Origin of the sequence: Alteromonas sp. P256 (assembly GCF_036864455.1) — a bacterium.
Lineage (GTDB): Bacteria > Pseudomonadota > Gammaproteobacteria > Enterobacterales > Alteromonadaceae > Alteromonas.
On sequence record NZ_JAZETM010000003.1, the window covers coordinates 254,208 to 273,045 of the forward strand.

An 18,838-nucleotide genomic window follows, 5' to 3' on the forward strand; every position below is an offset into this window, starting at 1 on the left:
AGTTCATTCAGGGCTCATTGACTAAGGCCCAGTTGTCAAAGCGAACTAAACAAAGCTTGGCCGCATGTAAAACAATGAGCTAAAGCATTTCAAATGCTTTTAATTTGATATCGCCTTGTTCTTCGCCTTCTTTAAATTGTTGTAATCTAACTAAGGCATAGTCTAATGAAGGTGCAAACCAAGCAAAAGTTTCACGCTTTTTGGAATCGCGGATTAATTTCACTTTCACTGTCTTTAAATCGCCGTAGGGTAGTTTCAACGTTTCGTTGTCTACAACCTCAACGCCGTATTGACGACGCTGACCACGATAATTAATAAAGTCGTAAGTCAGTGACGTTTCACCTTTAGCCAGTTGTTTGGCTAAATCTAAACGGTAAATTTGATTATCAAACTCACCATCCCATTCAAACGCATTACCATTATCAACGGTTATTTTTCCGTCACCCTGATGACTGAAAGACACTTCTAATGATTTATCTGGACCGGTACCCGAGCGGCTATAATAGTACTCAGATGGTACGATATTATCGCCCTGAATTAGAAATATTGAATGTTCACTGCGTTTATCAGAGAGGAAAAACTTCGATACTTTAGAAGTATAAATAAGCGAATATTTTTCTTCGCCTAATTGGGAGAGCTCGATGGACGCTTGACCCACATCGTCACCCCATTTATAAGCTGTGTAGGTGGCTTTATAGGGTTCGATAGACAGCGAGGTATCAGCGAATGCATTCGCTGATACCGCACTCAATGAGATAAATAGCGTCGCTAATACGTTTTTTGCTCGCGCATTACTCGTTCGCATAACCTGTTTCTGGAAGCTCTTGCTCATCTAAGATAGCCTTATTGTCCCGCATCGATAACCTGCCTGCGCTAAACCAGCCCAGAACAAGAGGGTAAATACGCCTCTCTTGCTCCTGTACACGCTCAGCTAAGTCGCTTGCAACGTCATCTTCAAACACTGGCACTCTGCATTGAATAATAACAGGGCCGCCGTCGAGTTCTGGTGTCACAAAGTGAACACTAACCCCGTGTTCCTCGTCACCGTTATCGATAGCACGCTGATGTGTATGTAAACCTTTGTACTTAGGCAACAATGATGGATGAATGTTCACTAATTTTCCAGCGAATGCATCAACAAATTCGGGGGTGAGTATTCGCATGAAACCGGCAAGTACCACACAATCTGCTCCGAAGGCCTCAATCTGCGCTCTTAAAGCGGCGTCGTAGGAGGCTCTGTCGTCAAAGTCGGTGTGGTCAAGACAGATGGCCTCGATACCGGCGTCTGCTGCCCGCTCTAAGCCATAAGCATTTGGACGGTTACTGATAACACCACTTACTACAGCATCGAGTCGGCCGGCAGCAATTGCATCGATAATCGCCTGCAAATTACTACCATTACCAGAAATGAGTACGCAAAGTTTTGTCACAGTGCTGCTCACCCGTTTATCTCTACTTGTTCACCGTCGCTATCTTTTGCTTCGATGGTACCAATAAGCCATGCATTCTCACCCTGACTGTTTAGTATTTCCAGTGAGCTCTCAACATCGCCTTCGTCAACAACGATAACCAAGCCAACGCCGCAGTTAAAGGTGCGATACATTTCATGACGAGTGACATTACCTTGAGTTTGTAACCAAGAAAAAATCTCTGGCCATTCCCAAGTGCTTTCGTCAATAACAACTTTTGCATCGTCAGGAAGCACGCGAGGAATATTTTCCCAGAAGCCACCACCGGTAATATGGGAGATTGCACTCACTTTAATTTGCTCTAACAAGGTAAGCACAGACTTAACATAGATGCGTGTGGGCTCAAGAAGGTGATCGATAATAGGCTTGCCGTTTAATTCGGCATCTACGTCGGCTTCACTCACTTCTATAATTTTACGCACTAAGGAGTACCCGTTAGAGTGGGGGCCTGATGAACCCAAGGCTATCAACTTTTGCCCTGGCTTAACGGTTGTTCCGTCAATGACGTTTTCTGCTTCAACAACACCCACACAGAATCCAGCAATATCGTAGTCACCGCCGTGATACATTCCAGGCATTTCAGCGGTTTCACCACCAATAAGTGCACAGCCTGCTAGTTCACAGCCTGCGCCAATGCCAGTCACTACCGACGCTGCAACATCTATATCTAACTTGCCTGTCGCGTAATAATCCAGAAAGAACAGCGGCTCTGCGCCTTGAACAATGAGGTCGTTAACACACATGGCTACTAGGTCAATACCTACGCCATCATGGCGATTCGCGTCCATAGCCACGCGAAGCTTAGTACCTACGCCATCGGTTCCAGAAACAAGCAGTGGTTTTTTGTATTTAGTAGGTAACTCACATAACGCGCCAAAACCACCTAAATTACCTTTTACTTCAGGTCGGTGGGTTTTTTTAGTGACTGATTTGATGCGCTCTACAAGTTGATTTCCTGCGTCAATATCTACGCCTGCGTCTTTGTAGCTTAAAGAGGTTTTATTTTCGCTCACGGTTGGGCCCTGGAACTAAGAGGTAGAAAACCGCGGATTCTACCAGTTAGTTGACACAAGTCCAATTTGTAGCGGTGATTTTATGGCCTTTTTTCCGATTATCCTCTCCACGCCCTAGCAGGCGATTAAAATATTTGTTGGTTTAAGGATGAAATAAAACCCAATATAAAAGAGAATGGACGTACCGCTGACGCGTTATCACTATTTTTTATGGGTATCGGCATGTATTTAGTCATTAGTATCAACACTTGTTTGTAACCACCGTGTTGATACACACTTGCAAATAAGGGCGTTGGCAGCGTAGTTGTTGATAGCGGAATTGTGAGCAGGGAATTGTGAGCAGGGAGTTGTAAGCAAAGATTTGATAGCAAGCAGCTGATAGCAAACTGTTAAGACAAAAATACAACAAAGATGGAGCATTAACATTGACAATGAGTAGGGCATTCTCACTCGCCGGAACGAATAATTTGATGAAACCGTACCATTCTTTACTACTGACGTGTGCAGTCGTTTTTACTCTCGTTTGCGCTTCGTTTGTCGCAAGCGCTACCCAGAGAATAGTGGTGAACGAAGCAAAGATCCTTGTCGAAGATCAAAGCTCTCGCGCTCAACAAAAAGCAGCCAAACAGGCATTGCGAGAGGTGTTTCTGAAGATGTCTGGGTCTTCTGAATCCCTGAGTAATCCCGGCGTAAAAGCCGCACTATCTTCACCCCAGTCTTTGCTTCGGTCTTATCGCTATTCCTATGAAGGTAGCGAAACCTATTATGTCGCTGAATTTGATAGCACTAAAGTAGGTGAAATTCTACAACGTGAAATGTTGCCCCTGTGGGGCGACAGAAGGCCAGAGACGTTAATATGGCTAGCGGTGCAAGACGACAATGAAAATAAGCTTATTATTGACGAGTCTTTAGATTTTCCAATCGCAGAAGCGCTAAGGACCACCGCACAAGAAAGGGGGTTACCGTTAAGTCTTCCTCTTATGGATTTAACGGATAACGTCAACATTACCACTTACGATGTGTGGGGACGTTTTGTTGAGCCCGTGCGAGAAGCTTCTCGCAGATACAGCCTAGACAACATTATCGCCGCTCGAGTATATAAAAACGATTCGTCCTTTATTCCGGACCTCCCCAGCGCTGAACCGAATGCGGCCCTCAATTCAAACAGTAACCCAAACAGTAACCCAAACAGTAATCCAAACAGTAACCCAAACAGCAATTCAAATGGCGAAGAAAGTACGCAATTTGAACGCATGTCTGACGAATCAGATAACTATGGCAATAATAACAAAGAGCCTGTTGAACAGGGTAGCTATGTAAGTGGTAGCCAAGGTGAACAGACAGGCGAAGCTATCACCGACACTATCACCGACACTAACAGTGATAATAACACTTACATCGGCACCACCGACGGAGTGAGTGATTCAGGTGTGAAAAAAGTGAAACCAACGATTAAACCCTTTACGATGGACGAATTTGAAGCGTATGCCAAGCAGTCTGAAGAGGGAGATTTCGGACTTGATTGGGTTTTTATCAGTAAAGAAAGCGTGAGTTACGGCAGTATTTATGCTGATTCACCCGCTGAACTTGGTACTGCACTAATGGATGCCTACGCGGACTATCTATCATCACAATACGCTGTCGTTGGCATTGATAAGGCAAACCGTGAAGTACTTGAAATATCTATCGCGAACGTTGGAACCATTGAAAGTTATGCCGCTGTAAGTCGCTATCTTACTACGCTAAGCGTGATTGAAAGTGCATCGCTCAAGGCTCTGCGGGGCACAGTCGCGACGTTTTCCATTACGCTTATTGGTACGACAGAAGACCTCATGAATACGGTTGGCCTAGAAGCAAAACTTAGACCTGTAACTGACGCCTACGGCCAGCCTGTACAAGGTTTCAGTTTCTATTGGAATAACTAACTATTTATGCAATTACCTTTACCCGTGACGCTGCCCATTGATGAGAACTTCGATAGTTTCGTGGGTGATGGTAATGAAGAAATAGTCACTTTGTTAACTGATATTGTTGATGCGTTTCCAAGCTGGCGTACCTCATCATCATTGGGGCAACTCGTATCGCTCAAACTTCCTCTTGTTACTTTACTGGGTGCAAGCAGTGCAGGGAAAAGTCACTTGTTATTTGCAGCGTGTCACCAGCTTGCAAACAAGCAAGTGAATCACCTGTATTTAAACCTCAACGACTATAAAGCGTGGTCTCACGATATCTTTGATGGTCTCGAAAACTTATCGTTAATTGCACTAGACAATGTTCACGCGATTGCGGGGGATGCAGAATGGGAAGAAGCGTTATTTGACCTACTTAATAGAGTGGTGGAGACCCAAGACACTCTCGTGCTGTGTACCAGTCATTTAGGCCCTTCAAACCCTGCATTTTCTCTGCCTGATTTACGTTCGCGCTTAGCGTGGGGCGTTATCTATCACATCAATCCACTTGGGGATGATGGCAGAGAAAAGGCGGTTCGACTCAGAGCATTAGAAAGAGGGCTAAAGTTATCTAACCAAGCCCTAAATTTTCTTCTTCATCACAGTGAACGAGATTTGAAAAGTTTAATGACGCTTCTTGGGCGCCTAGACACGCGCTCTTTGCAGGAACAAAAGCGACTTTCGGTGGCCATGGTAAAACGAGAGTTAGGCATTCAATAATACCCTTTAATGGTAGATGCTATTTATTCTGAGCAGCGTTTACATCGTTATAGGGCGATAGACACCAACACTGTAACCTGCACTAACACCTACATGAACCTATTCACACACTCAGAGTATACGATGCAGCGCCGCTCTGCATTTAGTAAACAAACTATTTCTGTTGCTCGAAATACTCTTTTTCTTCCTGCATTTCTTCTTTCAGTTTTTTGATACCCAAACCAAGTTCGCGACCTCGTTTTCTTGCAAATGCTGCACAACCAACAAACATAGTGGTGCAAAGCACTAACTCAACAACGCCATACCAACGCTCAGCGGGTACTGCATACACCACGGTGCAAGCGTGAATAAGGTAAAACAGCACGACAAAGTTCGCCCATGCATGAGTATAGGGTTTGCCTTTCAATACGCCGCGATAAGGCAACAGTAAAGGCAACAGATAAATCAGCACAATAAAGGTAGGCGAGTAGGTGTGTACCTTGGTAAAGGTAAATTGCCATAACGTAAGCCATATTATTAGTAGGGTGTGGCTTACGAGCGCTAAATAGCGAAAAAAGCGCGTATCAGATGCCATTCTTATTCTCCGAATGTGTAGGTGTATAAAGTTGTTGAGCGAATGAAGCCAAGCGTTTGCCTTGTGCTATACATAACGACTTCTCGTCGTCGCTCAATTGATTTGAATTTTTTAGGTTGGAATGCGCCACGTGCGAAACGCCGTAAGGACTGCCACCGGTTGAGGTGGTATGAAGCTCAGGCTCACTGTAGGGCAAGCCACATAGCACCATGCCATGGTGTAAAAGCGGGATCATCATGGAAAGTAGCGTAGACTCCTGACCACCATGCATGGAAGAAGATGAGGTAAATACGCAGGCCGGTTTGTCAATGAGCGAGCCTTTGAGCCACAAATTACTGGTTGTGTCTAAAAAGTGTTTCATCGGCGCTGCCATATTGCCAAAACGGGTAGGGCTTCCCAGTGCAAGGGCGCTGCAATTTTCTAACTCTTGTAATGACACCAAAGGCACGTCCAGTTCAGATTCACCGGTCGCAATTACAGCGCTACCATCCTGGTCTTGCTCCTCAACTTTTAAGCCAGGCACAGTACGGACAATAACAGGAACATCGGTGGAGGCAATACCTTGTGCAATGGCGTCAGCCAGGCGCTTGGTGCTTCCATGGCGACTGTAATAAAGGACAAGAACGGGTTTCACTATATTATTTCCAATACATTTTCAGGTGGGCGACCAATGCGAGCGTGGTCTCCATTTATCACAATAGGACGCTCAATTAATTTAGGTGTGGTAACCATTGCCTGTAATAAAGCATGGTCGTCGACGTCCGCATCCATCAATTTTGCTTCTTTGTATTCTGTTTCCTTTGTACGCATCATATGGCGAACCGATTCAACGTTAAGTTTTTTAAACACTGATGTGATTTCGTCAAGGCTCAGCGGAGTTTTCAAATATTCAATAACGTTGGGCGTAATGCCATTTTCTTCTAGCAATGCCAATGTTTGTCTGCTTTTAGAACAGCGCGGATTGTGGATGATAGTGACTTGACTCATGAATAAAGCCTTACTTTGATATTTTGCGCAGACTATTGCGCTTTTGATTTTTGTTTTCAAGCAATAATCAGTGATAAGGCGAAAAATGTTGAACGCCATTCAGGTTTCGTACTACTTTACTCCTTAACAGTGCCTGTAGACTCTGAAAAGCACCGAAGAATTAGAAACGAAGAATTAAAAACGAAAACATATTGCTCGCCCCAATTTTGACGAAGAACTTACGGAAAACACGTATGGCCAACAAATTTAAGCCAATTCAAGCAACACAAACCTCTAATTCAAAAAAAGATACAAAAAAAGATACAAAAAGAAATACAAAAACAGAACCAAAAACAGCAACAAAAGCGTTCGGCGTAAAAGCATTAGGCTTCGTTGTGGTAACGCTACTCGCGCTAGGTGCTGGTATTTTCACTTATCAGTCGCAGCACAGTGATTTCGAAACAGTGAGTGGCCAAGGTTACCAATGGAGCGAATTACAAGGGCAGTGGACCGTAATCAACTACTTTGCGCCCTGGTGTGCGCCGTGCTTACGCGAAATGCCCGAGCTAAACGCGTTTAGTCAAAACCTGCCTGAGGACACATTAATTTTTGCAATAAACTACGACAAGCAAACATCCACACAAATTACTGAAATGGCGGATAAGTATATCATTGAAGTGCCTATTATTTTCGCATCTGAAAACACAGTGCTTCCCATGGAGAGGCCGCCGTATCTACCAGCAACATTTATAGTAGGCCCAGAGGGAAAAGTGGTCGATACCATTATGGGGGAGGTGTCAGAGCAAGAGCTGCGAGAGCGAATTCAACAGTTGAAAACGGCGGCTAACAAAGCCGCATAAGTGAGTAATTAAAGTCGCTCTAATCGGTCCTCTTGATCTCTAAACTGCTTAATGCGAGCTCGTATGCGTTGCTTTTGTAAATGATTGTCGCCAGCAAAGTTGTAGGCATATTGCAGTTCATCTACCGCTCTATTGTAGGCCCCATAAAGCGCATACACTTCCGCTTTACTTTGGTGCATCTGGGAAAAACGTTTCGCTTTTTGATAAGCTTCGCTCATCATTTGATACGCCACCTGATAATCTTTCTTCACTAGCAAGAAGTCTTTAAGCAGTATAATAGCATCGTCGTATTTCTGAGCGCTTATGAGCGCGTTCGCCTGATTCAGCGCCAAGACTTGGTTTCGCGGGTTATGCGTAACGTGAGGTTTTAGCATTTCTACGGCTTTTAACGGTTCGCCAAGGGCGATATATATATCCGTTGCTGCATCAAGATAGAAAAGATTGTTTGGGTCTTTTTCCAAAAGTTCGTCTAAAATTTGTTGGGCTTTCTTGTTCTCTTCGTTTCGCATATAGGCCAGAGTGAGTCCATACAAAGAAGCTTCTCTGCTTCGCTGCGCCTGTTGGTTAACGGCGGCCTGATAATATTCAAGTGAATAATCTGCATCGAAAGAGTAGCGTGACTTTATTCGCGCCTTTGCTAATTCAAACTGTTTATTAATGGGCAAATAGCGTCTTGGGTAGTCATTAGCACGGCTTCTAGCGTCAGCAATCCGCGTTTCGGTTAAGGGGTGAGTTAATAACCTAGCTGGCGGTCGTGACACCATTCTGTACTCTTCTGCCATGGTCGAGAAGAAGCTTGCGGCACCTTTTGGATCAAACCCCGCTCTGGCAAGCATGGCAATACCAATTCGGTCGGCTTCTTGCTCGTTAGACCTTGTATAATCTATTTGCAACTGTGCTGAGGCTGCCGAGCCTGCTTGCATAGCTGCCATACCCGCTTGGGGGTTCGCAATGGCAATAAGCACACCGCCTATCAGTGAAGCAAGGGCCAACGGGGAAGCTCGCTTTTGTGCTTGCATTCTTCGCGCAATGTGACGCTGGGTAACGTGAGAGATTTCATGGGCAAGCACCGAGGCGAGTTCACTCTCATTGTCTGCCCGTCGCATCAATCCTGCGTGAACACCAATGTGACCACCGAAGAAAGCAAACGCGTTGATGGCATCGTTATTAACCCAAAAAAATTGAAAGGGGAATTTGGCGTTATCTGCATGCACAACTAGGCGATTACCTAAATCCTGCAAATATTCATCTAAAACAGGATCGGCGATAATTGGACTTTGGCCGCGCATTTGACGCATGACAGCGTCGCCAATGATCATCTCTTTATCAAGAGAAATGGCGTCTGACGCTACCACTCCTATCTCGGGTAACGTATTTTTATTGCTGTATTTCATATCTTGGGCAACAGCAGATAAGCTGAGGACAAGAGCGCAAGAAAGAATAATAAACGGCGCAGATAATTTTTTTCTCATGAACCTACAAGTGTACCAATGTTGTTTACTGTTTAGTTAGAACCATAAGTGGTTAAACAGTTTCATTTTTCTTCGAATATTTCTCTGATAGTTGCAGCGATCATTGTGCATCATGCGTTACGTTATTGCCACATGTGCATACTGCGCATTAGAGAACAAACTATCCTGACACAGGGGGCAACGAGCTGCTCAATAACCGTCCAGCTTGAATGTTCTTTTTCGACGTAGAGTTTTTTTACTCACATTCTTTATACGCAAGATATGTCATACCAGTTTGATTTAGAAAGATTCTTATCTACTACTTATTGCTAACTCGCCATCTGATAAACTATGATGCGAGACCTATTCTTTGTATTTTCTGGAAATTGATATGATTAGCGTATTTGGTCGATGGTACCGACGCAAATTCTCCGATCCCGATGCAGCAATGCTGCTTATCTTAATTTTACTTAGCACCGCGGTTCTATTGCTGTGGGGCGAATTGATCATGCCTGTTTTGGTTGCGGCGGTTATCGCATACCTTCTCGACTGGCCTGTGAGCAGATTAATAAAGTTGGGAGTAGGAAGGGGGATAGCATGCGGTGTTGTGCTTCTAGGATTTATTACAATCACTATTCTTACGCTAATTGGTCTTGTACCTATCATTTCTAAGCAAAGCGTTAACCTTATCCAAGAGACGCCACTTATCTGGCAAAAAGCCCAAGAGTGGATTTTAACTTTACCAGACAAATACCCTGACTATGTTCAGGTTTATCAAATACATCAAATGATGGAAGGGTTAAACGACAAGCTAGTTGATGTTGGAGAGACGCTTATTTCTGTGTCGTTTAGCAATATTGCTAATGTGGCTGCACTACTGGTTTACATGGTACTTGTACCTTTAATGATATTTTTCATGCTAAAAGACAAGATGTTCTTTTTGGACAGTATCTCTCGATTGCTTCCAAAAGAGCGGCGCCTAATTACCCAAGTGGGTCATGAAATGAACTCTCAAATTGCGAATTATATTCGGGGTAAGGTCATTGAGATTGTCATCGTAGGCGTGATTAGCTGCGCTACGTTTGTTCTAATGGATTTGCGATATGCCATCTTGCTAGGCGTTCTTGTCGGGCTTTCTGTATTAATTCCTTACATAGGCGCGGCTGTGGTTACCATACCGGTTGCCATTGTTGCTATGTTTCAGTGGGGTATAAGCCCTGAGTTTTGGTATCTCATGCTTGCCTACGGCGTTATACAGGGCTTAGATGGCAATCTACTGGTGCCACTTTTGTTCTCAGAGGCAGTGAGTTTGCACCCCTTGTATATCATTATTGCCGTGTTGGTATTTGGCGGTTTGTGGGGCTTTTGGGGCGTATTTTTTGCAATTCCACTTGCAACGTTAGTTAAAGCGGTGATAACAGCGTGGTCAAGTAACCCCGTAAAAGAGACGCCAGAAGTCGCTCAATAGAGAAGTCAGAAGTCGCATAACAGATAAGCTCTGGTACAAGAAAAAGCCCCTACATCGAGGGGCTTGTTCGTTTTAGCGATTTAACATTCGATACGGGCGCGTTTTAAATTTGCTGCATATCTTTTTGTTTTGCGCTACAGGCTATCGCGGTAAACAACTAGCCATTGTTTAAATAGTCTAGCACCACGATATGGTGGTCCTTCGTTTTGAACTTATTGAAGACGTGCTCAACCGTACCTTCTTCATTGATTAAAAACGTTAATCTGTGTATGCCGTCGTATTCTTTGCCCATAAACTTCTTAAGGCCCCACACACCAAAATCATCTGCCACAGCGTGATCTTCGTCCGACAATAAGGTGAAGTTCAGACTCTCTTTCTCGATAAACTTCGGCAAGCGTTTTACTGCATCAGGGCTAATACCTAATACCACAACGTTTTTCGCTTCAAGTTCGCTTTGGATATCACGAAGTCCTTGAGCCTGCACAGTGCATCCTGGCGTCATCGCTTTTGGATAAAAATAAACCAAGACCTTTTTACCTGCGAAGTCAGTCAATGCAACGGTTTCGCCATTTTGGTCTAAAAGAGAGAACTGTGGTGCTTTATCACCAGCTTGTAGTGTTTTCATTAGGATCCTTTTTCTGTTTGTCTACCACTTTGCCCGTAACATTTAACGAAGCAAATAGGGTCATTAGATCAGATTCTAGTTGTTCAAAGCTTTCTGATGTGGGAATAGAGACCACGAATTTACACTGCATAACATTATGATCTGACTTTTGGTATGTTCGCTGCCTAAACGCGCTGATGATGGCGTCGCGGTCGGCAAAAAAGCCAGTGACCGACTGAATGAGTCCCGCCGCGTCTTGGCCACTAAATTCAACATTAAGCAAGTTAGCGAGATTTTGTTTTTCGTGGTGACTTGTCCGCTTCATCATCGATAACAAATCTAGACGTTGGATAACCGCGGGCAAGGTGCATTCAGCCTTTGTGATGGCGCTTTGGCTTCCCTCAATAATCATAGTGAGAGAAAACTCCCTCCCATAGACTGCTTGTCGACTATCGAGAATATTGCACTGGGCCTGCGAAACTGCGGTGGCTATTTCGCTTAGAATGCCGCTTTTATCTGTACCTAAAAGTGTAACGATTAGTTGGTGTTTAGACATCAAATTCACTTTAAACCTAGCAATGGCGGGATGTTAGCATAGAGTTTTTTGTTAAGTTAGTGCCTTTTTCGCGTCATTGCATAAGTTATTGTCAAATTCTTGTCTATTTACCCGCGCAACTGCTTGTGTTTGCGCACTGAGATAATTAACATGTGCGCTCACATTTTGCGGAGAGATTATGTTTACTGGTAGTTACGTCGCACTCGTCACACCCATGTTCGAAAATGGCGATATAGATTATAAGTCTTTAGAGAAACTCATTAAGTTTCATATAGAACAAGGAACCCACGGGATTGTTTCAGTTGGAACAACCGGTGAATCAGCGACACTTCCCTTCGACGAACACGTAAATGTGGTTAAAGAAACGGTAGCGATGGCGTCTGGTGCTATCCCCATTATTGCTGGAAGCGGAGCAAACTCCACTGCAGAAGCTATTTTTCTTACAGAACAACTTGGCGCAGCCGGTGTTGACGGCTTCTTAAGTGTGGTTCCGTATTACAACAAACCTCAACAAAGGGGAATGGTGGCGCATTTCAATGCGATTGCCGATGCGAGCGAACAGCCTGTTATTCTCTATAATGTGCCTGGCAGAACGGTTGCCGATATGTTGCCTGAAACTGTCGCTGAATTAGCCGTACACAAAAACATCGTGGGCTTGAAAGATGCCACAGGCGATATATCTCGCTTAAAAGAAACTCTGCCTTTAGTCCCCTCAGATTTTGTTATTTTAAGTGGTGACGATGGCACGAGCAGTCAATTTATGTGTGAAGGTGGGCACGGTGTAATTTCCGTAACGGCTAACATAACACCCAAGGCTATTTCACAAATGTGTGAGGCTGCGCTTAATAAAGATTTCGATAAATGCCGTGACATTGATAAAACAATCGAACTGCTTCACAGCGAACTGTTTATCGAGCCAAACCCTGTCATGCCTAAGTGGGCATTATACAAAATGGGCATGATGGAAAGCGCAGTTATGCGTTTACCAATGGTATTGCCGGAACTATCAAGCCAAAAACGTATCGAAGAACTATTACAAAAATACGCATTGATTTCTGGTTGATTAAGGAACACAGATGAATAAAACGCTGGCTATAGCAAGTTCAGTAGCAATTGTTGCACTTGCAGGTTGTACAAGCCAAATAGATAGAAAGACTGCGTCAGGCAGTTACAAATATCTAGAAACGGAAAAACAAGAAGAACTCAAGATACCATCCGATTTAGACAAACCGGCTTTTTCTCGTGAGTTTGCGCTTCCTGAACTAGGCGAGGGTGCTAACGAAGAGCTAGTAGGTCGAACATTGCCAGTGCAATCACCTGCGTTGGTTCTACCGCTAGTGACGGGCTCTCACGTTGAAGAGGGAAAGAATACCGCTACGATTTGGTTTGACCAAGTTGATGACAGCCAACCATTAAGTGAAGCTATTTGGAATTCATTACTGAGCTACCTTGATGAAAACGGCATCGGCGTTGATTCATTTGACCCTGAGGCGCGTGTACTTATCACCGACTGGATGGTGGTGAAGGAAGATGTAGATGGACCGTGGTACAGCATCGTTGATGACGAAAGCGAAATCGGTCGTAGGTTCGAGTTTAACCTGAGTGTTAAACCACACGGGCGAAGCGCTGCACTTAGCGTAGACCTAAAAGACTATATGAAGTCTATCGGTAATGACGTTACAGCACAGGTGACTGAGTTAGATGAACGCCGTGAAGAAGTGAGTGTTCTTAACCAAGTTGTTGGCCATTACGAATATCAAATTCGCTTAGAACAGACCCGTCGTATAGCGCGCATTCGCAAGGGTATTCAAACCGAAATGGGCTTTAACGCCGATGGCGAGCCTGCTTACGTAGTTGAGTCTCAATACGATATTGTGTGGCCACGTATGTTGCTTGTATTGCGCAAACTTGGTTTTAACGTCAAAGACTTAGACAAATCTAACGGTCTGCTGTTTGTAACCTATAGCGGTCCAGAAGGCGACTGGTGGAATGATTTATTTTCAAGCGATGATAAGTTACTCGAAAAGGGTGACTACCGTTTGAAAGTGGCGAAAGCAGGTGACTCGAGAACGTCCGTAACCTTTATGGATAATGAGAGTACCCCGTTTGAAGCCAATCAGGTTTCCGACCTTTACGATGCATTTGCTGAGGTCATGTCAGAAGATAATCTTGATATATAACTGAGACTGAGAATGGAAAAACGCGACGAGCTTTACCGTGGTAAAGCAAAAACGGTTTATTACACCGATGACAGCGAAAAGCTGATATTGCACTTTCGAAACGATACATCAGCGTTTGACGGTGAAAAAATTGAGCAGCTTGACCGCAAAGGCGAGGTGAACAACAAGTTTAATCATTTCATTATGAACAAGCTTGAGGATGCTGGCATTGCTACGCAAGTAGAGGCCCTTGTATCTGACACCGAATCGCTGGTGAAAAAACTCGATATGATCCCGGTTGAATGCGTCGTGAGAAACCTCTCAGCGGGCTCTCTTGTGCGCCGACTTGGCGTTGAAGAAGGCCAAACGCTTAACCCACCCATTTTTGAGTTTTTCCTAAAAGATGATGCGCTCCACGACCCAATGGTAAATGATTTTCATATCATTTCTTTTGGTTGGGCTACGCAGTCGCAGATTAGCGAAATGAAAGCTCTCACATTCAAAGTTAACAACGTGCTCAAGGCATTGTTTGATGACGCCGGCATGCTGTTAGTGGACTACAAATTAGAGTTTGGTGTGGACAGCGACGGTAACATTGTCTTGGGTGATGAATTTACGCCTGATGGCTGTCGTTTGTGGGACAAAGAGACCCGCAAAAAAATGGATAAAGACAGATTCAGACAAGGCTTAGGCTCGGTAGTAGAAACCTACATCGAAGTGGCCGAGCGTTTGGGTTTATCTTTGTAGTAGCTTATCGTTGTAACAGCTTATCGTCATACAATTCAGTAAAGAGGACCTGTGATGGTCCTCTTTTTGTTTTAAATGTTGATAAGAGTAGTGTATGTGGCACTAGTAATTAATGAATAGGCATTCACTGAGACCGCCTTTACGGAGAGTGTATTTTGTTTAAATCAGTGCTGCTCGTCATTGCCGCGATGATAGCGTTTGCTGCAAATTCATTGCTGTGCCGTATGGCGTTAGTTAATACGGGTATTGATCCCAGCTCTTTTACCATTATCCGGCTGTTAAGTGGCGCAGTTAGTCTTCTTGTTCTTTCAATAGTGTTCTATGTTTCTCAATCACGGTCGCAAGAGTCAGAAAGGCTCATCGCTGTGATGAAGCAAAATGCGAGTGTTGCTGGGGGCATTGCGTTATTTGTTTATGCACTGTGTTTTTCATTTGCCTATATTTCAATGGCAACAGGCACAGGGGCACTGTTACTTTTTGGTACAGTTCAAGTCACTATGATCGCAGTAGGCCTTATAAAAGGGGAGAGGTTTACACCGTCACAGTGGCTTGGATTTTTCTTTGCAATAATCGGTTTAGTCATATTGCTGCTGCCAAGCAGCAGCGCGCCCTCAATGCTTTCTGCTGTTTTAATGATACTAGCCGGGTTTGCATGGGGAGCATATTCTTTAATTGGAAAAAGCGCAACATCACCATTAGTAGCAAGTGCAGGAAATTTTGTGATAGCTTCAGCGTTTTGTGTGCCTCTTGCTGCAGTTGTGCTTCTAACGGGAGCTAAAATCAATATTGACCCGACAGGCAGCTTATACGCGCTTGCATCAGGCATGCTCGCATCTGGCGCAGGTTACGCTATTTGGTATGCTGCTTTACCCTTCATAAAATCTACCACCGCCGCTACTGTTCAATTAAGTGTCCCTATCATTGCAACATTTATGGGGTGGGCCATTCTAAAAGAATCACTAAACATCACTATCATAGTGGCGTCACTTGCTACATTAGGCGGAATTTTGCTAGTGATAAGGCAAAGAAATTAGCATCGACGTGTCGAGTCTCATCTGTCTAGTGGCAGTGGTGAGTTGTGAGTAATAAAGAGCAAAACCTGTCTATTTCAGGCGATAAATCATAAAAAATTGAATAAGTGAGCGATTTTAGCACCAATTTACGTTGCTCTGTGTTAGGTTCATATACGACTTTGGCTATGCTGTACGCTTAGGATGTGAGTTAGCTGTGTGGGAAAGCAGGCCCACTCTTTTCAATACGGACGTTCATCAATCACATTATCGTTTAAGATATCCAAAATAGCACTATTAACTAGCGTTAGGAGAGATTTTGACCAGCCCAGTATTGCCGCCGAACGAACAAAAGCGAATGGAAGCGCTGCGCAAGTTAAACATATTGGATACCTCTCCAGAAGAACGTTTCGATAGAATTACGCGTTTGGCCGCGCAATTATTTTCCTGTGAATTTGCGACCGTTTCTCTAATAGACTCAACACGACAATGGTTTAAATCGAAAGTTAACCTAGATGTTGACGAAACATCACGAGATATTGCTTTTTGTGCCCATGCTATTTTAGAAACCGATGCGTTGATTGTACAAGATACCCATAAAGACCAACGCTTTTCTTCACACCCCCATGTAGTAGAAGACCCTCAAATACGCTTTTATGCGGGAATAAAACTGATGGTTGACGGGCAGGCCGTGGGAACCATATGTGTATTTGATACTACCCCCAGAGCCTTCTCTGCCCAGCAGCTTAAATCGCTCAAAGATTTGGGTAGTTTGGTTGAACTTGAGTTAAAGCGCACTGACCTTAGTGTATTGTCACACGAACTCGATACAAAGCACCAAGAGCTTGTTGAATCGCAAAAATTGCTGCGAGTTCGCAGTGCTATTCTCGAAAAAGTGGTCAACACGGAGCCGCTCTCTTTTGTACTCGACGATATCGTCGCTGCTGTGGAAAGAGAATATAAGAATCAGCTCTGTAGCATACTATTGCTAGATGGTACTCAGTTACGATTAGGCGCAGCTCCTTCATTACCAGAATTTTACAACGATTTGATAGATGGCATTGAGATTGGCCTTGGACAAGGGGCGTGTGGCACGGCAGCTTTTCTTAATGAAAGAGTCATTACAGACGATTTAACTACCCATAGTTATTGGGCGTCTTGGCGTAATGCGGCAAAACAGGCTAACTTGGGAGCGTGTTGGTCGCAACCTATCTGCGGTGCAGATGGAAAGGTACTGGGTACCTTCGCTATTTACCACAGAGAAGCTGGCGTTCTTTCAGATGAAGACATTACCCGTATCGAGTACTTTGCCCATGTGGCGAGTATTGCCATTGAGCGGGAAAGGGCTGATGACATCATTTGGCGACAGGCTAACTACGATAGTTTAACCGGTTTGGCCAATCGTCACTTAATGGAAGATCACCTGTCACAAGCATTGAGTTCTGCCGACCGACTATCTACTAAAGTCGCCGTGATGTTTCTCGACTTGGACCATTTTAAAGATATAAACGATACCATGGGGCATGGAGTCGGCGACGAATTACTTGTTCAGTGTGCCCGTCGAATCGAGCGTTGCGTAAGGCAAAATGATCGCGTTGCTCGCTTGGGTGGCGATGAATTCGTCATCATCCTAAACAATTTGCAAGATGTCGATGATGTTGAACGGGTCTCACAGTATTTATTGTCCTCACTGTCTAAACCACTCGTCATTGAAAATGAAGTTATTCATACTAGTGCAAGCGTTGGTATTACGCTTTATCCCGACGATGCAGAAGACATAAGCAGTCTGCTGAAGAACGCTGATCAAGCTATGTTTCGTGCTAAGGCAAACGGAAGAAACAGCTATGAGTTTTATACCCAGAGTATGCGAGAGGCTGCCATTAAAAGGCTGGGCCTGCTCAACGATTTGCGGTACGCCACCAAGAATGGTGAGTTCTTTTTAGAATATCAACCTATTGTGGCATTAGACACTGGTGCCATCCACAAGGGAGAAGCGCTAATTAGATGGAACCACCCTAAGCGGGGACTTATTAGGCCCGATGACTTTATTCCACTAGCAGAAGAATCTGGTTTGATTATTGAAATTAGTAACTGGGTTTTTTCTCAAGTTTGTAGCGATATCAATCGCTGGAGAGAGTCTTACTGTAAAGACTTGCAGTTAAGCATTAATACATCTGCAAGCCACTATTTCAGTTCAGAACCCAATATTATTGAATGGATGACTGAGCTGTTAGGTACAAACACGCCATCAAGTGCAGTGCTATTAGAAATTACCGAAAGCTTGCTAATGGACGCTGACGAAAAAGTCTCACAAAAGCTATTTCAGTTCCGCCAGGCCGGAGTAAGCATTGCGCTTGATGATTTTGGCACTGGGTACTCTTCCATTTCCTATCTAAAGAAATTCCCCACTGATTATATAAAAATAGACAGAAGCTTCGTTAACTCGATGACAGAGGTTAGCAACGACAAAATTCTTTGCGAGGCCATTATTGTTATGGCGAAAAAGTTGGGTATTCGAGTGGTTGCAGAGGGAATAGAAACATCAGAGCAGCTCACAATTCTCAAAAATATGGGGTGTGAATATGGGCAGGGCTATTATTTCTCAAAGCCAGTGAGTAAGTCGCAATTTGAAGCGCTTTTAATCAGTAAGCAATAAACATCAGAACTGCTTCATTCAGTGTAAATGGCTTCGATAAAGTGATTGTTCTTGAAATGTGCAAAGGTATATATACGTTATACCTTTGTGGGGTGTTTTTTATTGCGCTTAAAAAAGCAGATAGGAAGAATATGATTGATATTCCAAATGGATTCGAGCCCATTTTTAGAAGCAGCCCTTTCGTCGATTTATTGGGGCCAATATACAATAAGAAAACGGTAGATGGATTAACTATAGGCTTACGAGCTGAAAAAAAACACTGCAATGCGAGAGGGCAGGTGCATGGTGGTGTGTTAAGCACACTTGCAGATATAGCCTTAGGTTACAATGCAGCTTTTTCAGACGACGTTCCCGTTCCTTTGGTTACAGCAAGTCTCAATATCGATTATGCTGGTTCAGCTAAACTCGGCGATTGGATCTACATTGACACTGACGTACACAAGGTAGGTCGTAAAATGGCGTTTGCCAACTGCTATTTTTGGGTGGAAAAAAAGCGCATTGCGCGGGCAAGTGGCGTGTTTGCAGTTATGAGCACTTGATACTTGAATGTAAGCAACGTAACAGTGTATTTAGTAAATAAATAGCAGCAGGCTCCTTGCTGCTGCGTTCACATACACGTGTTTTTAACTTCTCAAG

The 18,838-nt window shown here is 44.0% G+C and carries 19 protein-coding genes; 10 read left to right on the top strand and 9 right to left on the bottom strand.

Translation table 11 applies throughout. From position 1 onward, the window contains the following. Positions 1 to 79 precede the first annotated feature (79 nt). From V7R39_RS06725 to purM, 3 genes are read right to left on the bottom strand one after another with little or no spacing between them, the layout of a single operon-like run. Positions 80 to 832 carry a DUF3108 domain-containing protein gene (locus V7R39_RS06725; RefSeq protein WP_334029560.1) on the bottom strand — a complete coding sequence of 251 codons (753 nt, stop codon included), beginning with the start codon at positions 830 to 832 and terminating at the stop codon, positions 80 to 82. Continuing rightward, on the bottom strand, positions 792 to 1,442 hold the full coding sequence (gene purN, locus V7R39_RS06730; protein WP_334029562.1) for a phosphoribosylglycinamide formyltransferase: 651 nt from the start codon (positions 1,440 to 1,442) through the stop codon (positions 792 to 794). Before purN ends, V7R39_RS06725 begins: the two co-directional genes overlap by 41 nt. Next, entirely contained in the window at positions 1,439 to 2,482 is a 1,044-nt protein-coding gene (gene purM, locus V7R39_RS06735; RefSeq protein WP_032096458.1) for a phosphoribosylformylglycinamidine cyclo-ligase, read from the bottom strand. The genes purN and purM overlap by 4 nt, the downstream gene beginning before the upstream one ends. Before the next feature lie 563 nt (positions 2,483 to 3,045). On the opposite strand from purM, the gene V7R39_RS06740 reads away from it, so the two are divergent. After that, on the top strand, positions 3,046 to 4,407 hold the full coding sequence (locus V7R39_RS06740) for a DUF2066 domain-containing protein (RefSeq protein WP_334029563.1): 1,362 nt from the start codon (positions 3,046 to 3,048) through the stop codon (positions 4,405 to 4,407). 6 nt (positions 4,408 to 4,413) lie between these two features. Next, entirely contained in the window at positions 4,414 to 5,151 is a 738-nt protein-coding gene (gene hda / locus V7R39_RS06745; RefSeq protein ID WP_334029564.1) for a DnaA regulatory inactivator Hda, read from the top strand. A gap of 154 nt (positions 5,152 to 5,305) precedes the next feature. On the opposite strand, the gene V7R39_RS06750 is transcribed toward hda, so the two are convergent. Genes V7R39_RS06750 through arsC form a run of 3 tightly spaced genes read right to left on the bottom strand, consistent with a single transcriptional unit; the run spans position 5,306 to position 6,712 of the window. Continuing rightward, positions 5,306 to 5,725 (bottom strand): DUF2069 domain-containing protein, encoded by a 420-nt coding sequence (locus V7R39_RS06750; protein ID WP_163106421.1) that lies wholly within the window; start codon positions 5,723 to 5,725, stop codon positions 5,306 to 5,308. After that, positions 5,715 to 6,359, bottom strand: coding sequence for an NAD(P)H:quinone oxidoreductase (gene wrbA / locus V7R39_RS06755; RefSeq protein ID WP_334029566.1), 645 nt, complete (start codon positions 6,357 to 6,359; stop codon positions 5,715 to 5,717). The genes V7R39_RS06750 and wrbA overlap by 11 nt, the downstream gene beginning before the upstream one ends. Continuing rightward, positions 6,359 to 6,712, bottom strand: a complete 354-nt coding sequence (gene arsC / locus V7R39_RS06760) for an arsenate reductase (glutaredoxin) (RefSeq protein ID WP_334029568.1) — start codon at positions 6,710 to 6,712, stop codon at positions 6,359 to 6,361. The genes wrbA and arsC overlap by 1 nt, the downstream gene beginning before the upstream one ends. Positions 6,713 to 6,945: 233 nt before the next feature. Between arsC and V7R39_RS06765 the strand changes: the two genes are divergently transcribed. Beyond that, complete coding sequence (locus V7R39_RS06765) at positions 6,946 to 7,551, top strand: TlpA family protein disulfide reductase (RefSeq protein ID WP_334029570.1); 606 nt, start codon at positions 6,946 to 6,948, stop codon at positions 7,549 to 7,551. Between the two features lie 8 nt (positions 7,552 to 7,559). Here V7R39_RS06765 and V7R39_RS06770 read toward each other — a convergent pair whose 3' ends face one another. Next, complete coding sequence (locus tag V7R39_RS06770; protein WP_334029572.1) at positions 7,560 to 9,023, bottom strand: M48 family metalloprotease; 1,464 nt, start codon at positions 9,021 to 9,023, stop codon at positions 7,560 to 7,562. A gap of 370 nt (positions 9,024 to 9,393) precedes the next feature. Here V7R39_RS06770 and V7R39_RS06775 point away from each other — a divergent pair, with 370 nt between their 5' ends. After that, positions 9,394 to 10,470: an AI-2E family transporter gene (locus V7R39_RS06775; RefSeq protein ID WP_334029574.1), complete on the top strand. Its 1,077-nt coding sequence runs from the start codon at positions 9,394 to 9,396 to the stop codon at positions 10,468 to 10,470. 157 nt (positions 10,471 to 10,627) lie between these two features. On the opposite strand, the gene bcp is transcribed toward V7R39_RS06775, so the two are convergent. Together bcp and V7R39_RS06785 are read right to left on the bottom strand one after the other, a co-directional pair. Beyond that, a complete protein-coding gene (bcp, locus tag V7R39_RS06780) occupies positions 10,628 to 11,095 on the bottom strand; it encodes a thioredoxin-dependent thiol peroxidase (RefSeq protein ID WP_163106416.1) in 468 nt (155 codons plus the stop codon). Then, complete coding sequence (locus tag V7R39_RS06785; RefSeq protein WP_334029577.1) at positions 11,073 to 11,630, bottom strand: glycine cleavage system protein R; 558 nt, start codon at positions 11,628 to 11,630, stop codon at positions 11,073 to 11,075. Before V7R39_RS06785 ends, bcp begins: the two co-directional genes overlap by 23 nt. A 178-nt stretch (positions 11,631 to 11,808) precedes the next feature. On the opposite strand from V7R39_RS06785, the gene dapA reads away from it, so the two are divergent. From dapA to V7R39_RS06815, 6 genes are all read left to right on the top strand, one after another. Continuing rightward, positions 11,809 to 12,693, top strand: a complete 885-nt coding sequence (gene dapA, locus V7R39_RS06790; RefSeq protein ID WP_032096449.1) for a 4-hydroxy-tetrahydrodipicolinate synthase — start codon at positions 11,809 to 11,811, stop codon at positions 12,691 to 12,693. A gap of 13 nt (positions 12,694 to 12,706) precedes the next feature. Beyond that, positions 12,707 to 13,810: an outer membrane protein assembly factor BamC gene (bamC, locus tag V7R39_RS06795; RefSeq protein WP_334029580.1), complete on the top strand. Its 1,104-nt coding sequence runs from the start codon at positions 12,707 to 12,709 to the stop codon at positions 13,808 to 13,810. A 12-nt stretch (positions 13,811 to 13,822) separates the two neighbouring features. Further along, on the top strand, positions 13,823 to 14,536 hold the full coding sequence (gene purC, locus V7R39_RS06800) for a phosphoribosylaminoimidazolesuccinocarboxamide synthase (protein WP_334029582.1): 714 nt from the start codon (positions 13,823 to 13,825) through the stop codon (positions 14,534 to 14,536). Positions 14,537 to 14,691: 155 nt separating this feature from the next. Further along, positions 14,692 to 15,570, top strand: coding sequence for a DMT family transporter (locus tag V7R39_RS06805; RefSeq protein ID WP_334029584.1), 879 nt, complete (start codon positions 14,692 to 14,694; stop codon positions 15,568 to 15,570). 295 nt (positions 15,571 to 15,865) lie between these two features. After that, positions 15,866 to 18,202 (top strand): sensor domain-containing phosphodiesterase, encoded by a 2,337-nt coding sequence (locus tag V7R39_RS06810; protein WP_438823518.1) that lies wholly within the window; start codon positions 15,866 to 15,868, stop codon positions 18,200 to 18,202. A gap of 131 nt (positions 18,203 to 18,333) precedes the next feature. Continuing rightward, positions 18,334 to 18,741, top strand: coding sequence for a PaaI family thioesterase (locus tag V7R39_RS06815; RefSeq protein WP_334029585.1), 408 nt, complete (start codon positions 18,334 to 18,336; stop codon positions 18,739 to 18,741). Positions 18,742 to 18,838: the final 97 nt, after the last annotated feature.